Raw genomic sequence first — 22,236 nt, 5'->3', positions numbered from 1 at the left:
AAAGCAGATGCTTTTTCCTATCCTTCTTCTAAAACTTTCGTCCCCCTGAGCTTCCGAAAGATAAATTTATTTGTAAATCTATAAAGAGATAAAATAGTTTATTTATGTGGACAAGTTACATATGTATGTGTGCTTAACAAGTCACCTACCTCTATATGATTGCATTTCATACAAATTTTTCCAGTATACCTTTTTACAATACATCCTCCGTTGCTTTGAGAATAATGTTTATTTACGTAACCAGATTTAAAATTGTGGCTACAAAAAATAGCTCTTGCATTAGCTGTGTCTGTATTTAAAGGAATAATGGTGCCATCTAGAGCCTCAAAGTAAGTATCATATTCAGCAAATAAAGTTTCAGCTTCATTATCAAAGTCGAAAGAAATATAATCTTCATTGGTATCAGAAGCATCTTTTACCGTCTGCATCGGCGTATACGCAAACACCGTAGTCCCGCTCAGAATCACCGAAGCCAGCACAGCTGCCACAGTACCAATCTTAGATGCCTTTTTGTTTCTATTCATAATGAGTTCCACTCTCCTTTTCATTGATTCTTTCTTGTCTCCCAATAAGTTGTTTCTCCAGACTACAGGAACCTGTCTGGTTCTTGCAGAAAGTTTCACGAGAGCTTTGGCGTAGGCTCTTCGTTCCTCAGCGGAACAGCCTTCCGTAGCAGCTTCATCTGCAATGTTTTCAGAAAAACGGGTGTAAAGTAAAAATGTCAGGATCGTTAACGGGTTAAAACAATGAAGGCAAATTGCTAACAAACAGATTAATTTTACAATCGAGTCACGGCGGCGCAGATGTGAATATTCATGCCTGAGAATCATTTCCGACAGCTTGGAATTTGGAAACTCAGCCGGAGCCACAATGAAAGGTTTCACAAACCCAACGGTATACGGCGTGTTCATTTCCGGAGAAATGCGGTACTCCACATTCCCGATTCCAGGCAAAGGATATGTTCTTATCTCCGTAATTCGTTTCAGCTTTCGCGTGAGCTGATGGTATTTGATCGTCTCATAAATGCTGAATCCTGCGATCACAAACAGCCAGCACAAAACGATCATAAGAATCCAATCAGGCATCCACACAGAAATTCCGTGATAAGAAACCGCTTCCTTGTCGTCAAAGTTTACAAAATAGGAAATTGCGTTAAGAGAATTGGTCTCTTCCAGCATATCCTGCGGCAGATAATATTTCAGCATCTGAAAAGGTATGAAATATTCCACCAGACTCAATAACACCAGTTTCCGGCCAAGCCGGTAAGAAAAGTTTTTCCGTTTCAGGAGCATCAGCAGGAGACAGACCAAAAGCGGCATCGTTCCTGCGATGCTCACGCAGATCCAAAGCATGCAAGTCACCCTCACTTATAATTTATCGATAAAATCGAGTAATTCCTTCTGATCCTTTTTGCTGAGTTTTCCCTCGTCAGCAAAGGCACAGAACAGACAGGCAAGTGAATCCTTGAACTCCTGGGAATATTCTTCCTGGGAGTCCCTGCAGCTGGATTTCTGGTGCTCCAGAATCTTTTCCTGGAAATCCCGGATCAGCTGGTCTCTTTTTTCAAGCTTGTGGCGCAGATGAAGATTATGTGCAAAGAAACCAAACGCGACCATAGGAAAACCAAAGGAAAGGACAATGGCTTTCACCAGATAAAAGGTTGCGGCGGGCTGGTCCATGGTGGGGATTCCACTAATCATGCAGACCAGCAGTGACAATCCGGTAAAGATTACAAAAAGGATACCGAATAACACTAAAATAATTTTTTTCATTAAGGACCTCCTCATTACTACGTAGAAACGGGATTCATGAAATATTTTTATTTCCTGCTCCCTTTACTATATATACGAAATTCAGAGGGGAAAATAACACGGAATCTGTAATTTTTTTGAAAATATTTTCGAATTAGCTAAAATTATGGTATACTCTTAGTTGACATCATTTAAGAAGCATATGGATGCAAGTGCTTATGTGATTGAATTCGATATAAGATAAACTGTGGCGTCCCCTGAAAGTATTCAACAGAGAGAGTTTGAGCGTATTTGAAAAATCATTCCCGCAATCTGCACGCCCCACTTTGCAGTATATTTTGCAGAAAGCCTTTTTCAAACACATTCTGAGGGATAGATAAGGCCACAGGTACCAATAAAAATTATGAGGAGAAGTTTACTATGCCCAAATTTCTGATTATCGACGGTTCCTCTATGCTGTCTACTTCCTATTACGGAAACCTTCCCAAGTCCATTCTTTTCGCCAAGACAGACGAAGAGAAGGAGCGGCATTATTCGGAGATCTTACACACCTCCGATGGAAAATACACCAATGCCATGTTCACCATGTTGCGCACCCTTTTGGCAGTTTATAAGAAGGTGAAGCTGGAATATGTTGCCTTCACTTTTGATATGACAAGAGACACCTTCCGCCGCACCCAGCTTGGAGCGGACTTTTACAAAGCCAACCGAAAGGAGACAGCTCAGCCTCTGAAGAATCAGTTTGTACAGATGGAAGAGTTCCTCAAAGCCATTGGCTGTCCAGTATTTATGAGTCCGGATTACGAGGCAGATGACTACGCCGCCTCCCTGGTGGAGAAATTCCAGGGGCCGGAGCTTCAGACCTATGTGCTTACCAAGGACCACGATTATTTCCAGCTGGTAAGCGAATACACCCGCATGTGGCGCGTGGTTACAAGAGACAAGCTGGAGGCTCTGAAGGATGCCTACGGCCTTTATGGAAAAGATGCCTATGAGGCGCTTCCTCCTAATGTATTTGAATACACCCCGGAAATCGTCCATTCCGAAGAGGGCGTTTACCCGGAGCAGATCCCGGTGCTTCTTGCCATCACAGGAGACCCGGGAGACGGCATTCCAGGCTGTAAAGGTGTTTCCTCTGCAGCAGCACCGTTAGTGGAAGAGTACCGCAGTTTAGATGCTATCTACGAGGCAATCGAAGATTGCGAGGGCGTAGCGAAGAAAGAGAAAGAGCTGAATACCTTCTGGAAGGAAAGCCTTGGCATCGGCAGAAGTCCGCTAAAAGCTTTAAAAACCAACAAAGAAATGGTTTATTTAAGCGAGCAGCTGGCAACCATGAAGCGTGACATTGTAATAGAAGAAAGCCTGGAAGACATGCGTCTGAACATCAATATGAAAGAACTGAAAAAGCAGCTGAAATTATATGAGATGAACAGCATTCTTGCAGAAGTTGAAAAATTGAATCCAGAGAAATAATAAATACAAAACCGTAATGAGAAATCGGACAGCTCATAGGCAGGTTATCTGGTGCCTGGCATATTATCAGGGATAACTACTATGATGGGCCAATAATAATTGCTGATTTCTCATTACGGTTTTGAATTATACATGGTGTATTGCGTGGAATTGAGCGGGTTTATAACCCTTCCTTTACCAATTTCCCATCCTTCAAATGCAGAATCCTCTGATTGCTGCTTCCCCGAAACTGCAGGGAAATATCCTTCAGTTCCTGAATAAATTCCCCGTCCACCAGAATATCAATGCAAGAAAGCATACGATCTGTGTAAGGCGTATAGACCTTGCCTCCAGGAGCCAGGTCCTTATCGAAAAGATATCCGCTGTAGCACCAGATGGATTTCTCCGGGTAAGTGCTCTTGATCTCTTCCAGAAGCTCTGCCAGGACCGGCTGGTTCTCCGGCTCAAAGGGTTCACCGCCAAGTAAAGAGAAGCCCTCTATATAAGACGGTGCCAGCAGTTCCAGAATCTTGTCCTGTGTTTCCCTTGTGTATGGCTCCCCATAATTAAAATCCCAGGTAGGGGCGTTAAAGCAGCCCTTGCAGTGATGCCGGCATCCGGATACAAACAGGCTTACCCGCACCCCGGTACCGTCTGCAATGTCGTAAGATTTAATATTTCCATAGTTCATAACGTAATTCCCTCATTTGTGTGGCCTAGAGCGTGTTTGAAAAATCATTCCCGCAATCTGCACGCCCCACTTTGCGGGAGATTTTGCCCGAATTCAGTTGCCGTAGCCCGCTACGGCGCCTTCATCCGGACCAAATCTCCCACAAATTGTGACGCACATCTTGCAGAAAGCCTTTTTCAAACACGCTCTAAAATGCCGCGAATGATTTCAAAATTAGATTTCCTTTATACCTCTTTAACTACCTCTGGAAGAAGTGTTTATTTCTTTAAAATAAAAAGAAGAAAGAAGTATGTACAATATATATTGCCTTGTGACGCCTGATCCCGGTGTCTATATAAAACAAACCCGGACAGAAATCAAAATCATTCAATTTAGAAAACTGTCCGGATTTGTTTATAATTCATAGTATCTGCGCTAACTGCATTGCTTAGATTATTTTACAGATGCAGCACGCGATCCTTAATCTCCTGTGTACGTCCCTGGTTCCAGAACTGTGTTCCAATATAACCGCAGGTTCTTCTGGCAACGCTCATCTTATCCTGGTTGCGGTTGCCGCAGTTCGGGCACTCCCAGATCAGCTTGCCGTTCTCGTCCTCTTTAATCTGGATCTCTCCGTCATATCCGCAAACATCACAGAAATCGCTCTTGGTATTCAGCTCTGCGTACATGATGTTGTCATAGATAAACTTCATAACAGAGAGAACTGCCGGAATGTTCTGCTTCATGTTCGGAACTTCCACGTAGCTGATGGCACCTCCCGGGGAAAGCTTCTGGAATTCGGATTCGAATTTCAGCTTGGAGAATGCGTCAATCTCCTCGGTAACGTGAACGTGATAGCTGTTTGTAATATAATTCTTGTCTGTAACGCCTGGAATAATACCAAAACGCTTCTGGAGACATTTGGCAAAACGGTAGGTGGTGGACTCCATCGGAGTTCCGTATACAGAGTAGCTGATGTTCTCAGCTGCTTTCCATTCTGCGCATTTGTCATTGAGACGCTGCATGACCTTCATGGCAAATGGACGAACCTCAGGATCTGTATGAGACTTGCCGTACATTCTCATGCACATTTCGTGGATACCAGCATATCCAAGGGAAATAGTGGAATATCCATCGTAAAGGAGCTTGTCAATGGTCTCACCCTTCTTAAGACGGGCAAGCGCACCGTACTGCCACAGGATCGGGGCAACATCGGAAACCGTTCCAAGAAGACGCTCATGTCTGCAGCGAAGTGCTCTGTGGCAAAGCTCAAGGCGATCCTCCAGGATCTCCCAGAATTTATCGAAATCACCCTCAGAGGAGCATGCCACATCAACAAGGTTGATGGTCACAACGCCCTGATTGAAACGGCCGTAGAATTTGTAGGAACCGTCCGGGTTCTTCTGTTTCTCCTCAACGGTAAGGAAGGAGCGGCATCCCATGCAGGTGTATACATTGCCGTTCTTCAGCTGGCGCATGATCTTAGCGGAAATGTAGTCCGGAACCATACGCTTGGCGGTACATTTGGCAGCAATCTCAGTGAGGTACCAGTATTTGGAATCCTCGTGGATGTTGTCCTCATCCAGAACGTAGATCAACTTCGGGAAAGCAGGAGTGATCCATGCGCCGCGCTCGTTCTTAACGCCCTGCATACGCTGCTTCATTACCTCTTCAATGATCAGAGCCAGGTCATCACGGGTACGTCCTTCCGGAACCTCGTCCAGATACATGAAAATAGTCACAAACGGAGCCTGTCCGTTACAGGTCATAAGAGTGATCAGCTGATACTGGATGGTCTGGATACCGCTCTGGATCTCGTCCTTCAGTCTGCGCTCGGAAACCTTGCGGATGATCTCCTCGTCCATAGGCTCACCGCATTCCTTACGCTCCTCGATCACTTTATTGCGGATCTTCTGACGGCTGATATCAACGAACGGAGCTAAGTGTGCCAGGGAGAAGGACTGTCCGCCGTACTGGTTACTGGCTACCTGGGCTACGATCTGTGTGGTAACGTTGCAGGCGGTAAAGAAGCTGTGGGGCTTCTCGATCAGTGTCTGGCTGATGACGGTGCCGTTCTGGAGCATGTCCTGAAGATTGATCAGGTCACAGTTGTGCTCACGCTGCGCATAGTAATCGGAATCGTGGAAATGGATGATTCCCTCGTCGTGAGCCTTCACGATCTCCTCCGGAAGAAGCACACGCATGGTCAGGTCCTTGCTGACCTCGCCTGCCATATAATCACGCTGTGTGGAGTTGATGGTAGGATTCTTATTGGAGTTCTCCTGCTTGGCATTCTCATTGATCTGGTCAAGAAGAGAGAGGATATTATCGTCTGTGGTATTGGACTTGCGGGTCAGCTCTCTCTTGTAGCGGTAACGCACGTACTTCTGGGCAACCTCATAGCCTCGCATCTCCATAATGCCGGTCTCAACCATATCCTGAATGTCTTCTACATTCACTGCGTGTGAGGACTCCAGAGCACGGGTGGCAATCGTATCTGCAAGCGCCGTAATCTGGTACTGGCTCAGCTGATGGAGCTTGGGAACCTCCTCATTGGCTTTCTGTACTGCGTTGATGATCTTCGCCTTATCAAAGATGACCTCCACGCCATTTCGCTTAATGACATTTGCATTGACTTCTGTGCTCATATTTATCAAATCCCTCCATATATTGTGTCTGAAAAGTATTTAAACCACTAAATGTTGTGCACTAACAATATTACAGGATTTTACAGAAAAGTCAAGGTGAAAACGGACGATTCTAAAAATCTGTGAAATGTGCCGAATTTTATGTATTCGAATAGTAAAGTGCACTGTTTTTCCCATGGAAAAAATATGGGATATACAGCAAAGAATCCCGCATATATGCAGGATTTATGGTGGCTTGCATAAACAAAGGGCTGCCGTGAGCAACCCTTCGTTGTGTTCGCATCTTTTTCTATTATACTTGGAAAAAAATAAAAATCAACCCTTGACACCGCCGGAAGTGAGTCCTCCAACCAGATTTTTTTCGATTCCGACGAAGAGGATAACAACCGGAACAATTGCATAGAGAGAAGCAGCAAACAGATACTGCCATTCGATCATATTGTATCCGTTGAAAATATTGATACCAACTGTCAGAGGCTTGAAGGTATCGGTAGAAATCAGGGTCAGCGCTACGGTATATTCGTTCCATGCGTTGATAAATACGAAAATAAGCGCAGTTACAATACCAGGTGCGGCAACCGGAAGAAGGATCCGAAGAAGAGCATGTACACGGTTGCAGCCGTCAATGGTAGCGGCCTGCTCCATCTCCGGGGAGATGCTCAGGAAAGTACCGCGAAGGAGCCAGATGGCAAATGCCTGGTTAAATGCGGCATTGATAAAGATCAGGCCGATAATGCTGTTGGTCAGATGGAACGCCATCATAACCTTGTAAATACCGATCAGAAGCACGACCGGGGCAAACATCTGGGAAACGATGACAAATCCCAGGAATGCGGTCTGGCCTTTGAATTTCATTCTGGACAGGGCGTAAGCAGCAGGAATGCCGCAGAGCATAGCCAGAAGAGTAGAACCGCCGGCAATGACGATGGAATTCAGCATGTAGCTGCTCATAGGTGCTAATTTCCACACATCTGTAAAGTTGGACCAGATGGCCTTAATAGGGAAAATGGTACCGTTTATGGAGAAAATCTCCGCACGGCTCTTAAGGGCGGTACATACGGTGACAAAGTACGGATACAGGGTAAAAAGGCAGATCAGAATGACTACCACATAAAGCAGTACCCGGAGCACGGTATTTTTGGTGTTTTTTTTCTTAGCTGAAGCATTGGTGCCTGCCATATCATTCATCTCCTTTCTTCAGTACGGAAACCATGTACAGGCTGGCGCAGAGAAGCAGAATCAGGAAGCCGATGACAGATACTGCCGCAGCCTGTCCCTGCTTGCCGTTGTAGAAGGCCAGTTTGTACAGATAAGTAACCAGGGTGTCGGTACGGTTGGCCGGGTCACCCTTGGTGATGGTCCAGATGATCGGGAAGGAGTTGAATACGTAAATAATATTCAGGATGGTGCTGATGGTCAGGTTCGGACGTACCAGGGGAATGGTGATCTGGAACATTTTCTGCCAGTAGGAAGCACCGTCTACAGCCGCAGCTTCATAGTAGCTGGCATCAATGCTCTGCAGACCGGAAAGCACGGTAAAGGTTACAAATGGAATGGTAACGAAAATACCGCAGGCAATTTCCCAGGCAAAGTATGCACCGGCAGTAGGCGTCCAGTTGATGGCATGGTCGATAATGCCAAGCCTCATCAACAGCGTATTTAAGGTACCGTAATCAGTGTCAATGATGAATTTCCAGATACTTGCCTGAACGATCAGTGTAGTCGCCCATGGGAAAACCACAACTGCACGGGCAAGCTTACGGCCCTTAAATTCGTTGTTGAGTAAGATGGCAAGGATAAAGCCAAGAAGCGTGGAGATACCGACAACGGCAACGGTCCACACAAGGGTGTTTTTCAGTACCATGGCAAAAACAGAGCTGCTGGTTACCTTGCGGAAGTTCTCAAGGCCTGCGAAGCCTTTGATCAGTCCGGCCTTGCTGACATCACTTAATGCCATGCGAAATACAAATACAATGGGAACCAGAATGAAAACTGCCATCAGAAGGACGCTTGGCAGGATCCAAATGTAGGGCTCCACTTTTTTGAATTTTTTCTTCACAGGGGATACCTCTCTTTTCGTATGTTTCGTAACTGCCTGTACCGTTACAGTTACCATGTTTCAAAAAAATGGACCGGACCAATCAGTCCGGCCCATTATCATCCTCGTAATGGGAATGTTACAGTCCTGGATCAGCCAGCGATCTCTGACTGAAGGTCGTCCAGTAATTCCTGAACATCACCGCCAAGAAGTGCGTTCTGCTCTACATTGATAACGCCCTGTTTTACATCTGCCCACTCAGCTTTTGCTGTTGGATAGAATTTACAGCTGTCTAAGATATCAATCCAGCTTGCCATGTCTTCGTTAGCTGCTGCGAGAGCCTCGCCGCCAGTCTTGGTAGCCGGAAGGAAGCCTTCCATGTCAACCCACTCTGTGTAGCGTGCATCATCATAGAAATAATCGAAGAATGTTGTGATAGCTGCTTTCTCTTCATCAGAGTAATCGTTATCGAAGCACATGAAACGGTCCATAACACCTGCGGAAACAGACTCGCCAGTATTGGACGGGATAGAAGCTACGCCGTAGTTTACTTCATTTCCGCCTGTAGCGATATATGTAGGTAAGCTGTTCGGAGCGATGAGCATAGCAACCTTGCCTGCGCCGAACATATCCTGCAGGTCATAACGGGTATCGTTAGCAGGATCGGTGTTGGTGTAGCCGGAGTTTACAAGATCGATTGCGTACTGGATTGCTTCTACGTTCTGCTCGCTGTTCAGTGTCCAGTTGCCGTCGTCGTCAACAAATCCGCCGCCGTTGTTCCAGGTGTAGTATGCGAATGCTGCCTGACCTTCGTCAGTGGTCATATCGATTCCCCATGGATAAAGGCTATCGTCATAAGCTTTGATCTTCTCGCAGGCATCCTTTAACTCGTCCCATGTGGTAGGAACTTCAACGCCTGCTGCATCAAGGATGTCCTTGTTGTAGTACATAGCACGTGCAGATGCAAGATCCGGGATTGCCCATACGGTTCCGTCTACTTCGGACTGTGCAAGGAATGCGTCATACATCTTGCTGTAGGTCTCCTCAGAAACAACGTCCTGGATCGGAAGGAGAAGGTCGTCTGCCTGATAGTCAGCGAATACGTCGATATTCAGAACATCCGGTGCTTCGCCATTGGCAATACGGGTATTCACTACAGTGTAAATATCGTTCCAGGAAACAACTTCTACGTTCAGATTGATGTCTGGATTTGCCTCGTTAAATTCTGTAACGAAGTTTGCCCACCAATCAGCTGTCTGCTGGCCATACTGTGCAGCGATCACGTTAATATCTACTTTGTCTGCGGCTGATGCTGTGACAGGGGTCATAGAAAGAGCCATGGATAAAGCTGCACCTGTTGCTAAAACCTGTTTCATTTTCATAAGTGTTACCTCCCTATAGATACGAATTGGGGCAACCCACAGATACATCCTCGTATCATGGATTGCCTCTTTGTATTAATAGCATACAATGAATCGGTCATAATGTCAACAAAAATTATGAAAAAAGTCAACAAAAGCGACAAAAAAAGACGAAAATTGAAATGAAATGCACAATGGCAGGCAGGGGCGTTTGTGAAACCTGCGAAAATACTGATAAAACGGGTTTGACATTCCGGGGGCGGATATTATACAATGAAAAAAGAGCAGAACCAAAAAGCTGTGGGAGCTTTTGCTTTGACAGGATGGAGATTTTGAAGAAAGGAGCACGCAGTGCATTTCACGGCACGAAGGCCGGGAATCCTGCGAAAATAAAAAATGGAAGAATTATATGCAGCAATTGAGAAAAAAATTAAGGACGCCGGCTATCCGCGCCTGATTTCCGGGGAGGATGTGTACAATGACATCTGCGATCAGATCGAGGGCAAGGAGAACGGAACCTACATTTTGTTATCCAAGTTTGATGATGACGTGGTTTTTGAGTATCACATTACCGTGATGGATGATGATTTTAACCTGGGTGTGCTTACCATGAGGACACCGGAGGGTGTATTTGAGACAGATTTTGATGAATAATCATACAGAACGGCAATTAAGAAGTACATTGTAATAAGAAAGTTTATATTCAGAAAGAGTGCATAAAGATGAAAGTTTTAGAGATTGTTCTTCCCGTACTGGTGATGATCCTTCTGGGAATGGCCTGCCGGAAATGGAAGCTTCTGAATCAGAACGGAATTGATAATATGAAGGTTCTGGTGACCCAGATCATGCTTCCGGTTGCTATTTTTCATGCCCTAGCCACCTCCGACTACAATAAGGAAACGGGGATTCTGGTTGGCATTATGTTTGTAATGCTGGTAATTTCCTTTAGTCTTGGTTTTGCAATGCGGCCTCTTATGCCGGAGCAGCGCTACCGCAAATATCTGCCTTTTATGGTCAGTGTGTATGAGGGAGGTTCTATGGCCTACCCTCTTTACACCAGCCTTTGCGGAGCGGAGAATCTTTCCCAGATCGCAGTGCTGGATATTGCAGGGCTTCTGTTCGGGTTCAGTGTTTACATGGGAATGCTGGGACAGGTGGAGAACGGTGATAAGATCGATGTGAAAAAGCTGTTCGCCAGCGCCATCCGCACCCCGGCTTTTATTGCAAGCGTGCTTGGCATTCTTGCGGGATTATCCGGTGTGGTGCTGAAGATTCTGGAGGGTCCTTTTGCGGGAACCTACACAAGTGTGGAGAATATTCTTACAACTTCTGTGACTTCCATCATTCTGGTGATTGTAGGCTACAGCATTGAGCTTGACAAAAGGCTGCTTTCCCCGTGCATCCGTACGATTGTGCTTCGCGTGATCCTGCAGGCGGTGATGATCGCGGGAGTGCTGCTGGCAATCCATTACATAGTGGGAGACCATCTGCTTCTGGACCTTGCGGTGATCAGCTACATGTCTTCACCAGCTACCTTCAGCATGCAGACTTTCTTAAAGAGCGAGGACGGAAGCGCCTACGTTTCCACCACCAACTCCCTGTACTGTCTGGTGTCCATTCTGGTGTATGTGGTGATGGCGGTTGTGGTTTACTGATTGTAAGGATTTCCGAAATTGTAAATTGGATTTGAGAAAATGGGAGAGCGGAATCTGGGAAATTTTCCCATCTCTGGTGCAGTCTGTATTTGCGGAGAACGTAGTGGCAGTTATTTTTGTAATTTCCATCATTCTGAGTCTGGTGCTTCCAGAGAATATGGAAATTAAGAAAATGGGCGAGTGATTATTTAGAATTAAAAAATATTTTTAATATAGTATTTACAATGGTTATATGAAGTTATATAATAGGGATAACTTTATATAACCATTTTTTTGACCGGAAATAATGATAAGAAGGAGGATCAAGACCATGCTGAATAATCCGAAAATGCGGCTTGAGGAGATTGACAGCCGACTGAAAGAACTGCCCAAGGGAACCCTGACCTACAAGACCATCAATGGGAAGAAGCAGCCTTACATCCAGCGTACCATACAGGGCAAGTCCCAGAGTGTGTATGTGAAGCTGGAAGGCAGAGAGAAGATCCTGCTGGAATTTCAAGAGCGGAAGAGTCTGGAAGAGGAGAAGAAGCGGCTTCTGAAATATTATGAGACGCTGAAGGATATCCTGAAGGAGAATCCTTATCTGGATGCCCAGGTAGGCTGCGGCTACCAGGATTTTCGCGATTTTGCCTGCGGCCAGCAGTTTTATGTGGACAAGACCCATTTTATTACTCAGTGGCTGCGAAGCCGAGAAAAGGTCACTCTGATCACCCGGCCGAGACGTTTTGGCAAGACCACTCTTCTCAGTACGGTAGAGAATTTTCTGGATCCTGCATGTGCCGGGCATCCGGAATATTTTGAGAAGCTGAAGGTGTGGAAGAGCGAGCAGAGCCGGAAGTGTTATGGCACCATTCCCACAGTTTCCGTAAGCTTTGGAAGCTGTAAGGGGATGAATTATGCGCAGGCAGTTCGGGGAATGATCAGTGGCCTGTTTAACATGTATGAGATTCACAATGAACTTTTGAAAAGCGAGATACTGGATGCTGAGGATAAAGAAGCATATCGCTCTATGCGGGAGAAGCTCTGGCATCGTGAGAATAATAACATAGAAATGGCAATTCCCGAACTGTGCAGACTGCTGTACAAGCATTATGGAACCAAGCCAGTCATTCTTCTGGATGAATATGATACGCCGCTCTTGGAAGCTTATACAGACGGATACTGTGATGAGATGATCGGAACCTGCCGTCAGATGTTTCACAGTGCATTTAAAGAAAATAATTATTACAGCAGGGCGATTATTACAGGCGTAACGAGAGTCTCTAAGAATTCTCTGTTTTCAGACCTGAATAATATAAAAGTAGCTACAGTAACCTGTGATGAATACAGTGACTGTTTTGGCTTCACAGAGCAGGAGGTAAAGGATGCCCTGATGTGCCAGAGCGTAGACCAGATGCAGGAAGTGAAGAAGATGTATGACGGTTTTATCTTTGGCAGTCACAAAGATATTTATAATCCGTGGTCCATCTGCAACTATCTTATAGATGGAGAACTTCTTTCCTACTGGACCAATACCAGCAGCAATAAGCTGGTCGGGGATATTATCCGGAAGCATCCTATGCGCAGCAAGCATGAAATTGAGCAGCTTATGGCTGGCGAAGTAGTGCACAAGGAGATCAACGAGAATATTACGTTCCAGTATTTAGACGGAGATGAGAACAGCCTTTGGTCCCTGCTGCTGGCTGTAGGCTATATCAAGGCGGACAATGTCAAAAAGAAGGGCGAGATCACCGAATGCGACGTATCCGTTACCAATCAGGAAGTGATGGGAATGTTCCGCTCCCAGATCAGGGAGATGGTCAAGAACGGAGATTCTGTATACAGGGATTTTGTTTATGCACTGATGAACCATAAGACGGAGCTGTTAAGTGAAATTCTCACAGAGGTGGCGTATACCTCCATGAGCTATTTTGATACTGGCAAAGGCCCCGCTGAACGGACACCGGAGAACTTCTATCACGGACTGGTGCTTGGGCTTATTGTATCTCTGCGGGATCAGTACCGCATTGTCTCCAACCGGGAAAGCGGAATGGGAAGATATGACATTGCCATGTATCCTCTCCAGAAGGATTTGGACGCGTTTATTCTGGAATTCAAGGTGATGAACGAGAAAAAAGAGAAGGAAATCGAGGATACTGCAAGGAACGCGCTGCTTCAGATAGAGGAAAAAGCTTATGAGACAGATCTTCTGGCTGCTGGAATTCCCAGGGAAAAGATCTATAAGCTTGGAATTGCATTTGCCGGCAAGAACGCTCTGGTGATGGAACAGCAATGAAGCCATCACCGCATTTTTACAAAGGAGGAAATTCATAATATGAAAAAGAAAAAATTCATAACCGCAGTCCTGTTAAGCTTTACCCTGCTTACATCCGGCTGTTCCATAGGCGGGCTGAACTCAGTGATCAATGAGCTGCATGGTTCCCTGGTAGGAAACAGCTATACCATAGACACCTATGACAATTACGGCAACAAGACTCTGGAGACTACTGGCAAGAAGATCAGCATCACCGGAAATAAAATTGAGACTGTCAGCTATGATGATACCGGCAAAGCCATCAAGGGCTACGACCTGTCATCAGTAATCACCATTACCATAGACGGCAAGGAGATCGAAAGCTGCGGCGACACCTGTATTTTCATGCAGGACGGCCTGAACCCGGAGGTGGATTTCACAGAGGAAGCCATCCAGAGCAGCAGCGCTGGCCTTACAGACAACGCGGCAGTTGCCCGCTACATAAACAAGTACAAGAACTACTTCGGCAAGTCCCGGATCGTGGTGATCAAATCCCAGCTTGGCCAGCCTATCACCGCATTTTCCGGCGACAATGTATATTGGGAAATCCCGGAAGACCTCCCCAAGATGACCAAGCTGATGATCGATGGAAAGGCTCTCTACATACACCGTGCCAATTACCAGATCATAGACAGCGACCTGCTGTAAAGCGTGTTCCAAAAATCATTCCTGTAATCTGCACGTACTACTTTGCCGAAGGGTTTTACGACTATGTATTAGCGTTATTTTTACTCAGGCGCAGCATGATCTTCGCCGTGAAGACGCCGTTATCACAGGTGAAGCTGCTGGCACCGCCGGTTTTTTCGGCGATGTGGCGGACGGACTGGATTCCGATTCCATTGCCTGTGCGTTTGGATGACTGGAAGATATCATTTTTCTTTCGGATTTTGCCGTCGAAGGTATTCTCCACCTGGATCAGAAGCAGATGATTGTAGTGAAGATAAATCTCCACGTTAATTTTCCTGCGGGAAACCTCTGTTTTCTGGCTTGCCTGGATGGCGTTTTCCAGAAGGTTAGAGAGCACCAGGCACATGTCAATCTCATCCACAGCAATATGGGAAGGCAGATCCGTTTTTGCATGGAAGGGAATGCTTTCCCGTTTGGCAAGGGCAGAGTAATAGCCAAGCACGCCATCCGCCGCCTGATTTTCACAAAAATGCAGATCCTGGCTTGGAATTTTGCTGGAAGCACAGGAAAGATACTCTTTTATTTTGTCCAGATCGCCGTTTTCCGCAAGGGCAGACAGCTGGACAAAGTGATGGCGAAGATCATGCCTGGCCTGTCTGGCTTCCTCAATGGCAGAGCGAAGATTCTCATATCTTGCCTGCTGCAGGGAAAGGAAATGATTCTCCTGCACAAGCCTTGCGTTTTTGTTCAGGCTGTTTGCTATCAGCAGAAACATGGCGTAGAAGAATACCAGGATCACCAGAAGAACCAGGCTGATCACAATATATCCCTGAAGGATCCGTCCGGTGTACAAGGTGTTCCGGTACTTTGGCACCATGAACAGATTCAGCGCAATGAAGATCAGAGGCAGGATCCAGAAGATATACCAGGTCTGTGCGAAATTTTCATCGTCCACCATAGTCCTTGCTGCATGGGAAGCAGGATACCATGCAGCTGCAAGAAAGAGCAGGCAGATTCCATTATAGAAAAGTCCTGTGCCTGTTCGGAACCACAGTTCATTTTCCGCAAGGTTAAGCCCTGCAGTGAGAATGGCGTTGAATGCCCTGGACAGACTGTTGACGCAGGCGAACACCGCGCACACAGCCAGGAAAATACTGCCGGATTTCCAGATGGTGACCCGAAGAGTCCTGTGGTAGACAGCCATAACTGCCGGCAGCAGAAAAATCAGCACAGGCAAGGTGGTAATCTGCAAAGTATAACATAATACACCACCTGATACACAAAAACCTGCAAGCAAAGGAAGCAGCCACACTGCCAGTTTGTGCAATGGCTGCCGCAGGTAAGTCCTTACAGGCAGATAGGCAAGCAGTAAGCCTGGAATGATCACTGTAAGTTCAAGAATCGGTCTTAGCATTTTGTCCATTGGAAATGTCCTTTCTCAGAGATCTTTTTCAAACACGCTCTAATGTTCTTTTTTAGTGTCCTCTCTGAAACAGAAACTCCATGAAAGTCTGTCTGGCATGTTTCACAAGTTTCTGGCTCACCGGGATCTGGTTCCCGTCATCCATCACGAATACCTCTCCGTCGAAATCAACCGCGTGTTCCAGATTGATCACAATACCTCTGTTGCACTGATAAAAACGAGGCTCTATTTTTAACAGGGCAAGGAAGGCCTCAAAGGACTGGCGGGTAACCAGTTCTTTTGTCTTTGTAGTATGAATGTGGATCATATGGGAAAAATGCTCCGCAAACACAATGCTCCGGAAGGGAACCTGTATGTTGCTGCCGTTCACTTTCACATCTATGTACTTCCCGGAATCGGGAATCCGGGAAAGAACCTCATCCATCAGTTCCGAGATTTCCTTCTCGTTATAAGGCTTTACCAGATAGTGCAGGGCGCGGACCTTAAATCCATCCAGCGCATGATCTGTGGAGGTGGTGGTAAAGATTAACAGACAGTCCGGATCAAATCCCCGAAGCTCTCTGGCAATCTCGATCCCATTTGCCCCGTCCATATAAATATCCAGGAACAAAACGGTAAAAGGTCGTTCCTTTGCGGCTTTCAGAAAAGTCTCTCCGTTTTCAAATTCTGTCAGGTCAGCATGAACCCCGCGCCTGCCAAGCTGCTGTTCCAGGCGGTCACGCAGCAGGGTACGCTCGCTGGCAATGTCATCTACAATTGCAATTCTCATATGTATTGTCCTCCCGGTTTGCGCACTGACTGGTTGATTTCTCAAACAATCCTGCGTGTGAAAATTTCTCCATCATCACAATTTTTATAAAAACAGTATAACACAAAACACCAGACCAAACCATTCCCCTTGCTGGCAATTCGTGCCATTTTTTCCTGTTTCGTGCCAAACCAATTGAAAAACATTTGGATTTTCATATAATTAGTCTCAACAAGTGAAGGAAAAAATCAAGCGGAAAAGGAGGAGATTCGTGTATTGCATTGCTGTATTGATTGATGAAGAACAAAAGGGGCAGGATTATGCAGAATATATTTTGAATTACTGTGCCGACAGAAAGATATTTCCCCTGGTTCAGATTTATCAGGATCAGGAAAAGTTTTTTGGAGAGATACAAAAGACGGTACCAGCTATTGTGCTTCTGGCGCTTCCGGGGGTAGCAGGGCTGAATGCTGCCGAGCATCTTCGTTCCCTGCACCCCAAATGCAAAATAATCTGGTGCAGTGATCTGGATTTTTCCCTTCATGCCTTTAAACTGCGTGTGGAATATTTTTTTATGGAGCCCGTGGAGGAACAGAAGCTTTGGGAGGGGCTTACGGCATGTTTCGGACGTAGCAAAGGGGTCAAGAAATAATTTCAGGAAGGAAAAACACATGGGAGTACATTCAATTGATGCGGAAGACGATCAGTTCGCATACCGCTACGACACACAGCTTTTGATCGAGAGAAGAGACCAGGATCTGGTAAAAATCCATTTCCACACCAATGAGCCCTGGAAGATTCTGGAATACTGCAATTCCATCGGCGATATTTTTGATATTGTAGTGGAAGACATGATCCGCCAGGCCAACGGCCAGCAAGGCTAAGGAAGACCACAATGAAAAAAAGAGCATACATGGTATCCCAATATGGAAAATGTTACGAGCAGTACTGCCGGGAGCATTTTTACCATCCTTTCTTTTTACGAGGCAAGTGCACATCAGCTGGATGGCCCTGTTCTTCTGGAAAGCTTCCCTACCTTTGCCGGACCGATCATTTCCTGGCAGAAGTCATGCACGCCCGGCTGATCCGCACCAAAGCTGAGGCCCTTGGCGGCGATTGCTGCGATTACTGGTATGTAGGCGACCAAAGTCCTGCACTTACGGAATATGAGGATCTGCCGAAAATATAAAGATGAGCCGTAGCGGGCTGCGACAACCGAATTCGGGTGAAATATACCGCAAAGTGGGGCGTGCAGATTGCAGGAATGATTTTTCAAACAAGCTCTAGCGTGCACGCAATCTTGAAATTACATAGAAGCATACATAGTATGTTAGAATAACATTCATAATATGATACCAGAGTATCAATCATATAATAGACAATGCAAAATGTAAATCCACAAGGAGGCGAAGCCCACATATGAAAACGAAAAAATTTTGGATCCCGGTCCTCTTAGTCGTTCTTATTGCCATTGGCTCTGGCGCATGGTTTTATCAGAAGTATTTGGAGAAAAAGGAAGAGCCGCCCATTCGTGCCATGTATATTCCCCTTGGCGACGATGACCACCTTATGATCGGCCAGAACAACGGCGACGTTTTTTCCATAACCATGCCGGACACGATCCTGGATGAAAACGGAAAGCAGATCACCTGGCAGGAGCTGAAGAGGGGAAACCTCCTGGATATTTACGGCGACGGCATTATGCTGGAATCCTATCCTGGCCAGTACCCCGGCGTAACCAGAATAAAAGTTGTCAGCCAGGGAGATCCTGCAGACGCTGACCAGTATCAGGATATTATCGACGAGATCTGGTCCCCAAGGGATTCTTCCCAGCTTCCCTGTCTGAATGTAGGCTACACCCAGTCCTACGGCGTTATTAGCGCAGTGACCATGCAGGGAGGATACAGTTGGACTTACACAGACGAAGAGGGCGTGAGCCAGACCATAACGGCAGACAGTTCCAAGGTCACAATGTGGTCAGACCTTCCGATAATGAATATAGAGAAAGCCACAGACATGGAACTGTATTTTGACGAACAGCCAGTGGAAGTGACTGCTATAGCCTATCCGGCAGATTTTCTGGGCACAGAGGCTTCCGGGGAAGAAGGAGAGACTGCTTCCATAGAAACAGACGAGGACGGCAATTTTGTCCTGAAAAATGCCCGGGAAGGAATGATTTACCTCATCCGCGGCCAATGGGAAAACGGCTGGTCCGAATACGGCTTTACAGTCGCAGGCAGACAAAAACAGCTTTCCTCTTAATTCTTAATGAGGCACTGGAAAAACACTGCACAGCTTTTTCCCAGGCTATTGAAGTATTGGGGAATATTGCTTATAATAAAAATGCTTTGCTGCGGGGCAATTCGTGGATATCAAGTTAGGGGCAAAAGAATTTTTGCCCCTAACATCATTCTTGCGGATATGGTAGATATTATTGGAAACAGCAGAGGATTTTCCGGGCAGCAGTGGAAGCGGGTGGAGAATTACCTGAATCAGAATAAGGGACGGCTATTTCCGCGTATAATATGATTCTGATCAAGACTTACATTGAGCAGCTTCCTCCGGCACTGGAAGAGTCTGCCAGCCTGGACGGAGCAGGCTATCTTACCTGTTTCTTCAAGATCGTCCTTCCGCTCTGCAAGCCGATCATTGCAACTGTTGTGGTATTCGTAGCGGTTGGCCAGTGGAACTCCTGGTTTGACAATCATATTTATACCCGTGCAAACGAGAACTTGACAACCTTACAGTATTTACTGTACAACTACTTAAATGAGGCACAGAGACTTGCCGAACAGCTGAAGAATGCATCCAGTGGAGCAGACATGACGCAGGCTATGGCATCCCTTCCAATCTTCGCACTGTATCCATTCATGCAGAAGTATTTCTCAAAAGGAATTATGGTAGGTGCTGTAAAAGGCTGATTTGTGAAATTGAAATAAAAGAGATGAGGAACCTCTGGTATCTGTTCATTCGGATAGATTCCAGGGGTTCTTTTGGCAAATAATGTAAGTTACATTTATAAATATGAATTTACACTGACTCATAATTACGATACAATTATAGCATCAGAAAAGATATAAAAAGGACACAGACAGTTAAGCTTCGATTGCCTGTGTTTTGTTTTGTAAAAAATAAAAAATTTTTGAAAGCAAATTCCCATATTTCAAGTCTAATAGTTATAAAAACGAAAAGGGGGAATAAAATGGATGCTTTGGTAACAGCAGCTAAAAATGGAGATAAAGAGGCGTTCGTTCAATTGATTCGGATGAATAAGCAGAGCTTGTATAAAGCTGCCTGGGTTTATCTTCGGAACGAACAGGACATTGCAGATGCCCTGCAAAATACGATCCTGTCCTGCTATGAGAATATACAGGGGCTAAGAGAAGTGAAATATTTTAAAACCTGGCTGATGCGGATTCTGATAAATGAATGTAAAGACATTTTCCGTCAAAAGAACCATGACACGGAACTGGATAATTTCGCAGAAGGGGTACACTGTGAAGAACTGGATCTATGCGAATGGAAACAATTGCTTTTATGTCTGGATGAAGAAAGCCGGAAAATCGTGGAACTCTATTATTTTGATGAATTTTCCGTAAAGGAAATTAGTGCTCTTCTTGAAATGAATAGCAATACGGTATCAACCAAACTTTCCAGGGCGAGAGCAAAATTAAAAAAGGTGATCAGGAGGTGAGGACTATGGATGAAAAAGAAATCAGAAAAATTTTAAAAGAAGAAACTGTGATACCGGACAATATTGATAGAGCTATGGAAGATGTTCTGAAGGGAATTTTGGATTCTCCAGATGAGAGAATGAGCAGCACGAAGAAGCTAATTGTAAAATCAGATAAAGGAAGATCCAAAAATTCAGGAAATAAGAAAAAAATAATCCGTATTCTTCTTCCGGTAGCTGCCATATTAGGTGTTAGCACCGGCGTACTTGCAACAAAACTTGGATGGCTTCACAAAGAACTGGAACAGCAGGGCGTTACAGAACAGGAAGCTGTTCAAATGGTTGTCACAGAACCAGATTCAAATGCAGAAAATGTGGAAGATGTGACTTCTTATCATATAACTCCAAAGGAGAAGGATTGGAACCAGTCTATGCTGTCTGTTACAGAAGCGTATTTTGATGGCAGTGGTTTAAGCTTTCTGGGAGAGCCTTCCAGGGAGGCGAAGAACTATACGATCAGCTGCCGTGACCATGCGACAGTGAATGGAGAAGATGCGCTTGCAGCTTTGAACAAGATAGACGGGGAAGATCTCTATTATGGACACATTACTCTGTATGATGATGCATTGACAGAGAAAATATTAAAAGAAGATTCCCAGGTAGAGCTTTCCATGACCATTCAGGCATATCCGGATTATAACGGCAAAATCTATTACACCTGGAAAGATGATGAAGCTTACAGAAAGATTTTTAAAACTGGTTCTTTTACAGATTCAGAAGGAATGCTGGCTTATGCACTGCCTGCGGAGGATGCTTACAGAGGATATACGCCGCAAACCCTTACCGTAACCCTTCCATTAAATGATGAAGTACGGGATATCATAGAAAAATACAGAAAAGAAGGAAAGCTGCAGGCGGAAGATACTGGAGTAGAACCCATTTCGGATTCCCTGGATGAGAATACACAGGAAACAACAGATTCAGAAGATCCTTCAGATGCTGCGGAAGCAAATGAGAAATATGATCCGGAAACAGCAGTATTACAGGTAAAGGAAAGCCATGTAACAGCTTCTCTGCCTGGAAAATCCGGAACTCTTACAATAGAGGCTGATATTACCGGAAGTACCACCGATGTTTCGAAAGGAATTCTGGAAAAATGCAATGTATCAGAGGAAGAAATCTGCGCCTGGTTTGGCGGAGAAGACGGCTGGGAAAAATCCAAGACTGATAAAATGGTCTGGGAAAATAAAGAAAAGGGACTGCAGATATTCATTTCAGACGGAAGGATACAGTGTGATGGCTTAAGTGAAAAAAACCTGGGAGATTTAGGAAACAATACGGAAGAGGAGGAATTAAACATTATAAATCAGCTGCTTTCCAGAGCCAATTTAACAGGAACTTCTGTAAAGAAGTCAATCAGCAATATGACGGAAGGATATGATTATTACGACACAGAAATTCTGCTGAATGGAATACCGGCGGGCGGACTTTCCCAGCATGGTTATCTGGGAAAAGCAGGCTTTGGCCCTGAGCCTGGAGACTGTTATTTCAACATACCGTCTCCGCTTCAGGTGAAAGAGGAAGAAGCAGTTACTTTGCTTTCTATGGAAGAAATTATGAAGTCAGTGGAACAATATGTAAAAGAGGGCAAAATTGGTCTCTTCACGGAACAGGACACTGCGGAGGAAGCGGAATCCACCACGATTCCCGTTACAAAAATCTGTCTGGAATATTATATTGATGAAACCGCAGAGGGAATCACTTACAGGCCTGTCTGGAGCTTTCGCTGCCCTTACCAGTGGAAAGACTCCCCGGATGAACAGGAACTGTTTTACATAGACGGAGAAACCGGGGCACTGATTCGGGATGCGTTTGGCTGGTAGAAAAGTAGGATATT

Annotated in this window: 24 protein-coding genes and 2 pseudogenes; 16 read left to right on the top strand and 10 right to left on the bottom strand. The window is 45.4% G+C overall.

The window, feature by feature from the left end; genetic code table 11:
• Window positions 1–98 precede the first annotated feature (98 nt).
• Both OCV70_RS14690 and OCV70_RS14685 read right to left on the bottom strand, forming a co-directional pair.
• Entirely contained in the window at window positions 99–1,292 is a 1,194-nt protein-coding gene (locus OCV70_RS14690; RefSeq protein ID WP_244096237.1) for a M56 family metallopeptidase, read from the bottom strand.
• A 75-nt stretch (window positions 1,293–1,367) separates the two neighbouring features.
• Complete coding sequence (locus OCV70_RS14685; protein ID WP_021926426.1) at window positions 1,368–1,772, bottom strand: hypothetical protein; 405 nt, start codon at window positions 1,770–1,772, stop codon at window positions 1,368–1,370.
• Between the two features lie 270 nt (window positions 1,773–2,042).
• On the opposite strand from OCV70_RS14685, the gene OCV70_RS20345 reads away from it, so the two are divergent.
• Together OCV70_RS20345 and OCV70_RS14680 are read left to right on the top strand one after the other, a co-directional pair.
• On the top strand, window positions 2,043–2,120 hold the full coding sequence (locus tag OCV70_RS20345) for a DUF6783 domain-containing protein (RefSeq protein WP_470256291.1): 78 nt from the start codon (window positions 2,043–2,045) through the stop codon (window positions 2,118–2,120).
• Between the two features lie 51 nt (window positions 2,121–2,171).
• Window positions 2,172–3,224 carry a 5'-3' exonuclease gene (locus tag OCV70_RS14680; RefSeq protein WP_021926425.1) on the top strand — a complete coding sequence of 351 codons (1,053 nt, stop codon included), beginning with the start codon at window positions 2,172–2,174 and terminating at the stop codon, window positions 3,222–3,224.
• 160 nt (window positions 3,225–3,384) lie between these two features.
• On the opposite strand, the gene nrdG is transcribed toward OCV70_RS14680, so the two are convergent.
• Window positions 3,385–3,894, bottom strand: coding sequence for an anaerobic ribonucleoside-triphosphate reductase activating protein (gene nrdG / locus OCV70_RS14675; RefSeq protein ID WP_021926424.1), 510 nt, complete (start codon window positions 3,892–3,894; stop codon window positions 3,385–3,387).
• 12 nt (window positions 3,895–3,906) lie between these two features.
• Complete coding sequence (locus OCV70_RS19890; protein WP_317259473.1) at window positions 3,907–3,957, bottom strand: DUF6783 domain-containing protein; 51 nt, start codon at window positions 3,955–3,957, stop codon at window positions 3,907–3,909.
• Here OCV70_RS19890 and OCV70_RS19885 point away from each other — a divergent pair.
• Window positions 3,952–4,029: pseudogene (locus tag OCV70_RS19885) on the top strand (DUF6783 domain-containing protein); the annotation flags it as partial. The gene OCV70_RS19890 and the pseudogene OCV70_RS19885 sit on opposite strands and share 6 nt — an antisense overlap.
• A 302-nt stretch (window positions 4,030–4,331) precedes the next feature.
• Here OCV70_RS19885 and nrdD read toward each other — a convergent pair.
• The 4 genes from nrdD to OCV70_RS14655 all read right to left on the bottom strand — a co-directional run bounded on the left by nrdD (window position 4,332) and on the right by OCV70_RS14655 (window position 9,941).
• Window positions 4,332–6,521: an anaerobic ribonucleoside-triphosphate reductase gene (nrdD, locus tag OCV70_RS14670; RefSeq protein WP_021926423.1), complete on the bottom strand. Its 2,190-nt coding sequence runs from the start codon at window positions 6,519–6,521 to the stop codon at window positions 4,332–4,334.
• 315 nt (window positions 6,522–6,836) lie between these two features.
• Window positions 6,837–7,700 (bottom strand): carbohydrate ABC transporter permease, encoded by an 864-nt coding sequence (locus tag OCV70_RS14665; RefSeq protein ID WP_021926422.1) that lies wholly within the window; start codon window positions 7,698–7,700, stop codon window positions 6,837–6,839.
• 1 nt (window position 7,701) lies between these two features.
• Window positions 7,702–8,580 carry a carbohydrate ABC transporter permease gene (locus OCV70_RS14660; protein ID WP_262579803.1) on the bottom strand — a complete coding sequence of 293 codons (879 nt, stop codon included), beginning with the start codon at window positions 8,578–8,580 and terminating at the stop codon, window positions 7,702–7,704.
• Window positions 8,581–8,711: 131 nt separating this feature from the next.
• Window positions 8,712–9,941, bottom strand: a complete 1,230-nt coding sequence (locus tag OCV70_RS14655) for an ABC transporter substrate-binding protein (protein ID WP_021926420.1) — start codon at window positions 9,939–9,941, stop codon at window positions 8,712–8,714.
• Between the two features lie 375 nt (window positions 9,942–10,316).
• Here OCV70_RS14655 and OCV70_RS14650 point away from each other — a divergent pair, with 375 nt between their 5' ends.
• The 5 genes from OCV70_RS14650 (at window position 10,317) to OCV70_RS14630 (ending at window position 14,516) form a co-directional block, all read left to right on the top strand.
• The gene (locus tag OCV70_RS14650; RefSeq protein WP_021926419.1) at window positions 10,317–10,574 is read left to right on the top strand and encodes a hypothetical protein; all 258 of its coding nucleotides are present in this window, start codon (window positions 10,317–10,319) and stop codon (window positions 10,572–10,574) included.
• Window positions 10,575–10,642: 68 nt separating this feature from the next.
• Window positions 10,643–11,575 (top strand): AEC family transporter, encoded by a 933-nt coding sequence (locus OCV70_RS14645; RefSeq protein ID WP_021926418.1) that lies wholly within the window; start codon window positions 10,643–10,645, stop codon window positions 11,573–11,575.
• Window positions 11,576–11,600: 25 nt separating this feature from the next.
• Window positions 11,601–11,759, top strand: a complete 159-nt coding sequence (locus OCV70_RS14640; protein WP_173766639.1) for a hypothetical protein — start codon at window positions 11,601–11,603, stop codon at window positions 11,757–11,759.
• 126 nt (window positions 11,760–11,885) lie between these two features.
• The gene (locus tag OCV70_RS14635) at window positions 11,886–13,850 is read left to right on the top strand and encodes an AAA family ATPase (protein WP_021926417.1); all 1,965 of its coding nucleotides are present in this window, start codon (window positions 11,886–11,888) and stop codon (window positions 13,848–13,850) included.
• Window positions 13,851–13,889: 39 nt separating this feature from the next.
• Window positions 13,890–14,516, top strand: coding sequence for a DUF5052 family protein (locus OCV70_RS14630; protein ID WP_021926416.1), 627 nt, complete (start codon window positions 13,890–13,892; stop codon window positions 14,514–14,516).
• Window positions 14,517–14,577: 61 nt separating this feature from the next.
• On the opposite strand, the gene OCV70_RS14625 is transcribed toward OCV70_RS14630, so the two are convergent.
• The gene (locus tag OCV70_RS14625; protein ID WP_021926415.1) at window positions 14,578–15,918 is read right to left on the bottom strand and encodes a sensor histidine kinase; all 1,341 of its coding nucleotides are present in this window, start codon (window positions 15,916–15,918) and stop codon (window positions 14,578–14,580) included.
• A 52-nt stretch (window positions 15,919–15,970) separates the two neighbouring features.
• A complete protein-coding gene (locus OCV70_RS14620; protein WP_021926414.1) occupies window positions 15,971–16,687 on the bottom strand; it encodes a LytR/AlgR family response regulator transcription factor in 717 nt (238 codons plus the stop codon).
• A gap of 250 nt (window positions 16,688–16,937) precedes the next feature.
• Between OCV70_RS14620 and OCV70_RS14615 the strand changes: the two genes are divergently transcribed.
• From OCV70_RS14615 to OCV70_RS14585, 8 genes and pseudogenes are all read left to right on the top strand, one after another.
• Complete coding sequence (locus tag OCV70_RS14615; protein WP_021926413.1) at window positions 16,938–17,318, top strand: response regulator; 381 nt, start codon at window positions 16,938–16,940, stop codon at window positions 17,316–17,318.
• Window positions 17,319–17,337: 19 nt separating this feature from the next.
• Window positions 17,338–17,550, top strand: coding sequence for a hypothetical protein (locus OCV70_RS14610; protein ID WP_021926412.1), 213 nt, complete (start codon window positions 17,338–17,340; stop codon window positions 17,548–17,550).
• 11 nt (window positions 17,551–17,561) lie between these two features.
• Window positions 17,562–17,855: an L-2-amino-thiazoline-4-carboxylic acid hydrolase gene (locus tag OCV70_RS14605; protein ID WP_021926411.1), complete on the top strand. Its 294-nt coding sequence runs from the start codon at window positions 17,562–17,564 to the stop codon at window positions 17,853–17,855.
• 54 nt (window positions 17,856–17,909) lie between these two features.
• A pseudogene (locus tag OCV70_RS19880) lies at window positions 17,910–18,005 on the top strand (DUF6783 domain-containing protein); the annotation flags it as partial.
• Window positions 18,006–18,085: 80 nt separating this feature from the next.
• The gene (locus tag OCV70_RS14600) at window positions 18,086–18,928 is read left to right on the top strand and encodes a hypothetical protein (protein WP_021926410.1); all 843 of its coding nucleotides are present in this window, start codon (window positions 18,086–18,088) and stop codon (window positions 18,926–18,928) included.
• Between the two features lie 263 nt (window positions 18,929–19,191).
• Entirely contained in the window at window positions 19,192–19,587 is a 396-nt protein-coding gene (locus OCV70_RS14595) for a carbohydrate ABC transporter permease (RefSeq protein WP_021926409.1), read from the top strand.
• Window positions 19,588–19,868: 281 nt separating this feature from the next.
• Complete coding sequence (locus tag OCV70_RS14590) at window positions 19,869–20,360, top strand: RNA polymerase sigma factor (protein WP_117851780.1); 492 nt, start codon at window positions 19,869–19,871, stop codon at window positions 20,358–20,360.
• A gap of 5 nt (window positions 20,361–20,365) precedes the next feature.
• Complete coding sequence (locus OCV70_RS14585; RefSeq protein WP_243000212.1) at window positions 20,366–22,222, top strand: hypothetical protein; 1,857 nt, start codon at window positions 20,366–20,368, stop codon at window positions 22,220–22,222.
• The last annotated feature ends 14 nt before the right edge of the window (window positions 22,223–22,236 follow it).

Origin of the sequence: Blautia acetigignens (genome assembly GCF_025566865.1) — a bacterium.
In the GTDB taxonomy this organism is placed as follows: Bacteria; Bacillota; Clostridia; order Lachnospirales; family Lachnospiraceae; genus Blautia_A; species Blautia_A acetigignens.
This window is presented reverse-complemented; position numbering and strand designations above follow the sequence as displayed.

What these genes read in the sequence shown, in the direction of transcription:
- OCV70_RS14635 (WP_021926417.1), top strand. Translation starts at nt 11,886, where the DNA reads ATGCTGAATAATCCGAAAATGCGGCTTGAGGAGATTGACAGCCGACTG.
- OCV70_RS14680 (WP_021926425.1), top strand. Translation starts at nt 2,172, where the DNA reads ATGCCCAAATTTCTGATTATCGACGGTTCCTCTATGCTGTCTACTTCC.
- OCV70_RS14685 (WP_021926426.1), bottom strand. Translation starts at nt 1,772, where the DNA reads ATGAAAAAAATTATTTTAGTGTTATTCGGTATCCTTTTTGTAATCTTT.
- OCV70_RS14690 (WP_244096237.1), bottom strand. Translation starts at nt 1,292, where the DNA reads ATGCTCCTGAAACGGAAAAACTTTTCTTACCGGCTTGGCCGGAAACTG.
- OCV70_RS14645 (WP_021926418.1), top strand. Translation starts at nt 10,643, where the DNA reads ATGAAAGTTTTAGAGATTGTTCTTCCCGTACTGGTGATGATCCTTCTG.
- OCV70_RS14605 (WP_021926411.1), top strand. Translation starts at nt 17,562, where the DNA reads ATGAAAAAAAGAGCATACATGGTATCCCAATATGGAAAATGTTACGAG.
- nrdG (WP_021926424.1), bottom strand. Translation starts at nt 3,894, where the DNA reads ATGAACTATGGAAATATTAAATCTTACGACATTGCAGACGGTACCGGG.
- OCV70_RS14620 (WP_021926414.1), bottom strand. Translation starts at nt 16,687, where the DNA reads ATGAGAATTGCAATTGTAGATGACATTGCCAGCGAGCGTACCCTGCTG.
- OCV70_RS14610 (WP_021926412.1), top strand. Translation starts at nt 17,338, where the DNA reads ATGGGAGTACATTCAATTGATGCGGAAGACGATCAGTTCGCATACCGC.
- OCV70_RS14650 (WP_021926419.1), top strand. Translation starts at nt 10,317, where the DNA reads ATGGAAGAATTATATGCAGCAATTGAGAAAAAAATTAAGGACGCCGGC.
- OCV70_RS14655 (WP_021926420.1), bottom strand. Translation starts at nt 9,941, where the DNA reads ATGAAAATGAAACAGGTTTTAGCAACAGGTGCAGCTTTATCCATGGCT.
- OCV70_RS14590 (WP_117851780.1), top strand. Translation starts at nt 19,869, where the DNA reads ATGGATGCTTTGGTAACAGCAGCTAAAAATGGAGATAAAGAGGCGTTC.
- OCV70_RS14595 (WP_021926409.1), top strand. Translation starts at nt 19,192, where the DNA reads ATGATTCTGATCAAGACTTACATTGAGCAGCTTCCTCCGGCACTGGAA.
- OCV70_RS14625 (WP_021926415.1), bottom strand. Translation starts at nt 15,918, where the DNA reads ATGGACAAAATGCTAAGACCGATTCTTGAACTTACAGTGATCATTCCA.
- OCV70_RS14585 (WP_243000212.1), top strand. Translation starts at nt 20,366, where the DNA reads ATGGATGAAAAAGAAATCAGAAAAATTTTAAAAGAAGAAACTGTGATA.
- nrdD (WP_021926423.1), bottom strand. Translation starts at nt 6,521, where the DNA reads ATGAGCACAGAAGTCAATGCAAATGTCATTAAGCGAAATGGCGTGGAG.
- OCV70_RS14600 (WP_021926410.1), top strand. Translation starts at nt 18,086, where the DNA reads ATGAAAACGAAAAAATTTTGGATCCCGGTCCTCTTAGTCGTTCTTATT.
- OCV70_RS14665 (WP_021926422.1), bottom strand. Translation starts at nt 7,700, where the DNA reads ATGGCAGGCACCAATGCTTCAGCTAAGAAAAAAAACACCAAAAATACC.
- OCV70_RS14630 (WP_021926416.1), top strand. Translation starts at nt 13,890, where the DNA reads ATGAAAAAGAAAAAATTCATAACCGCAGTCCTGTTAAGCTTTACCCTG.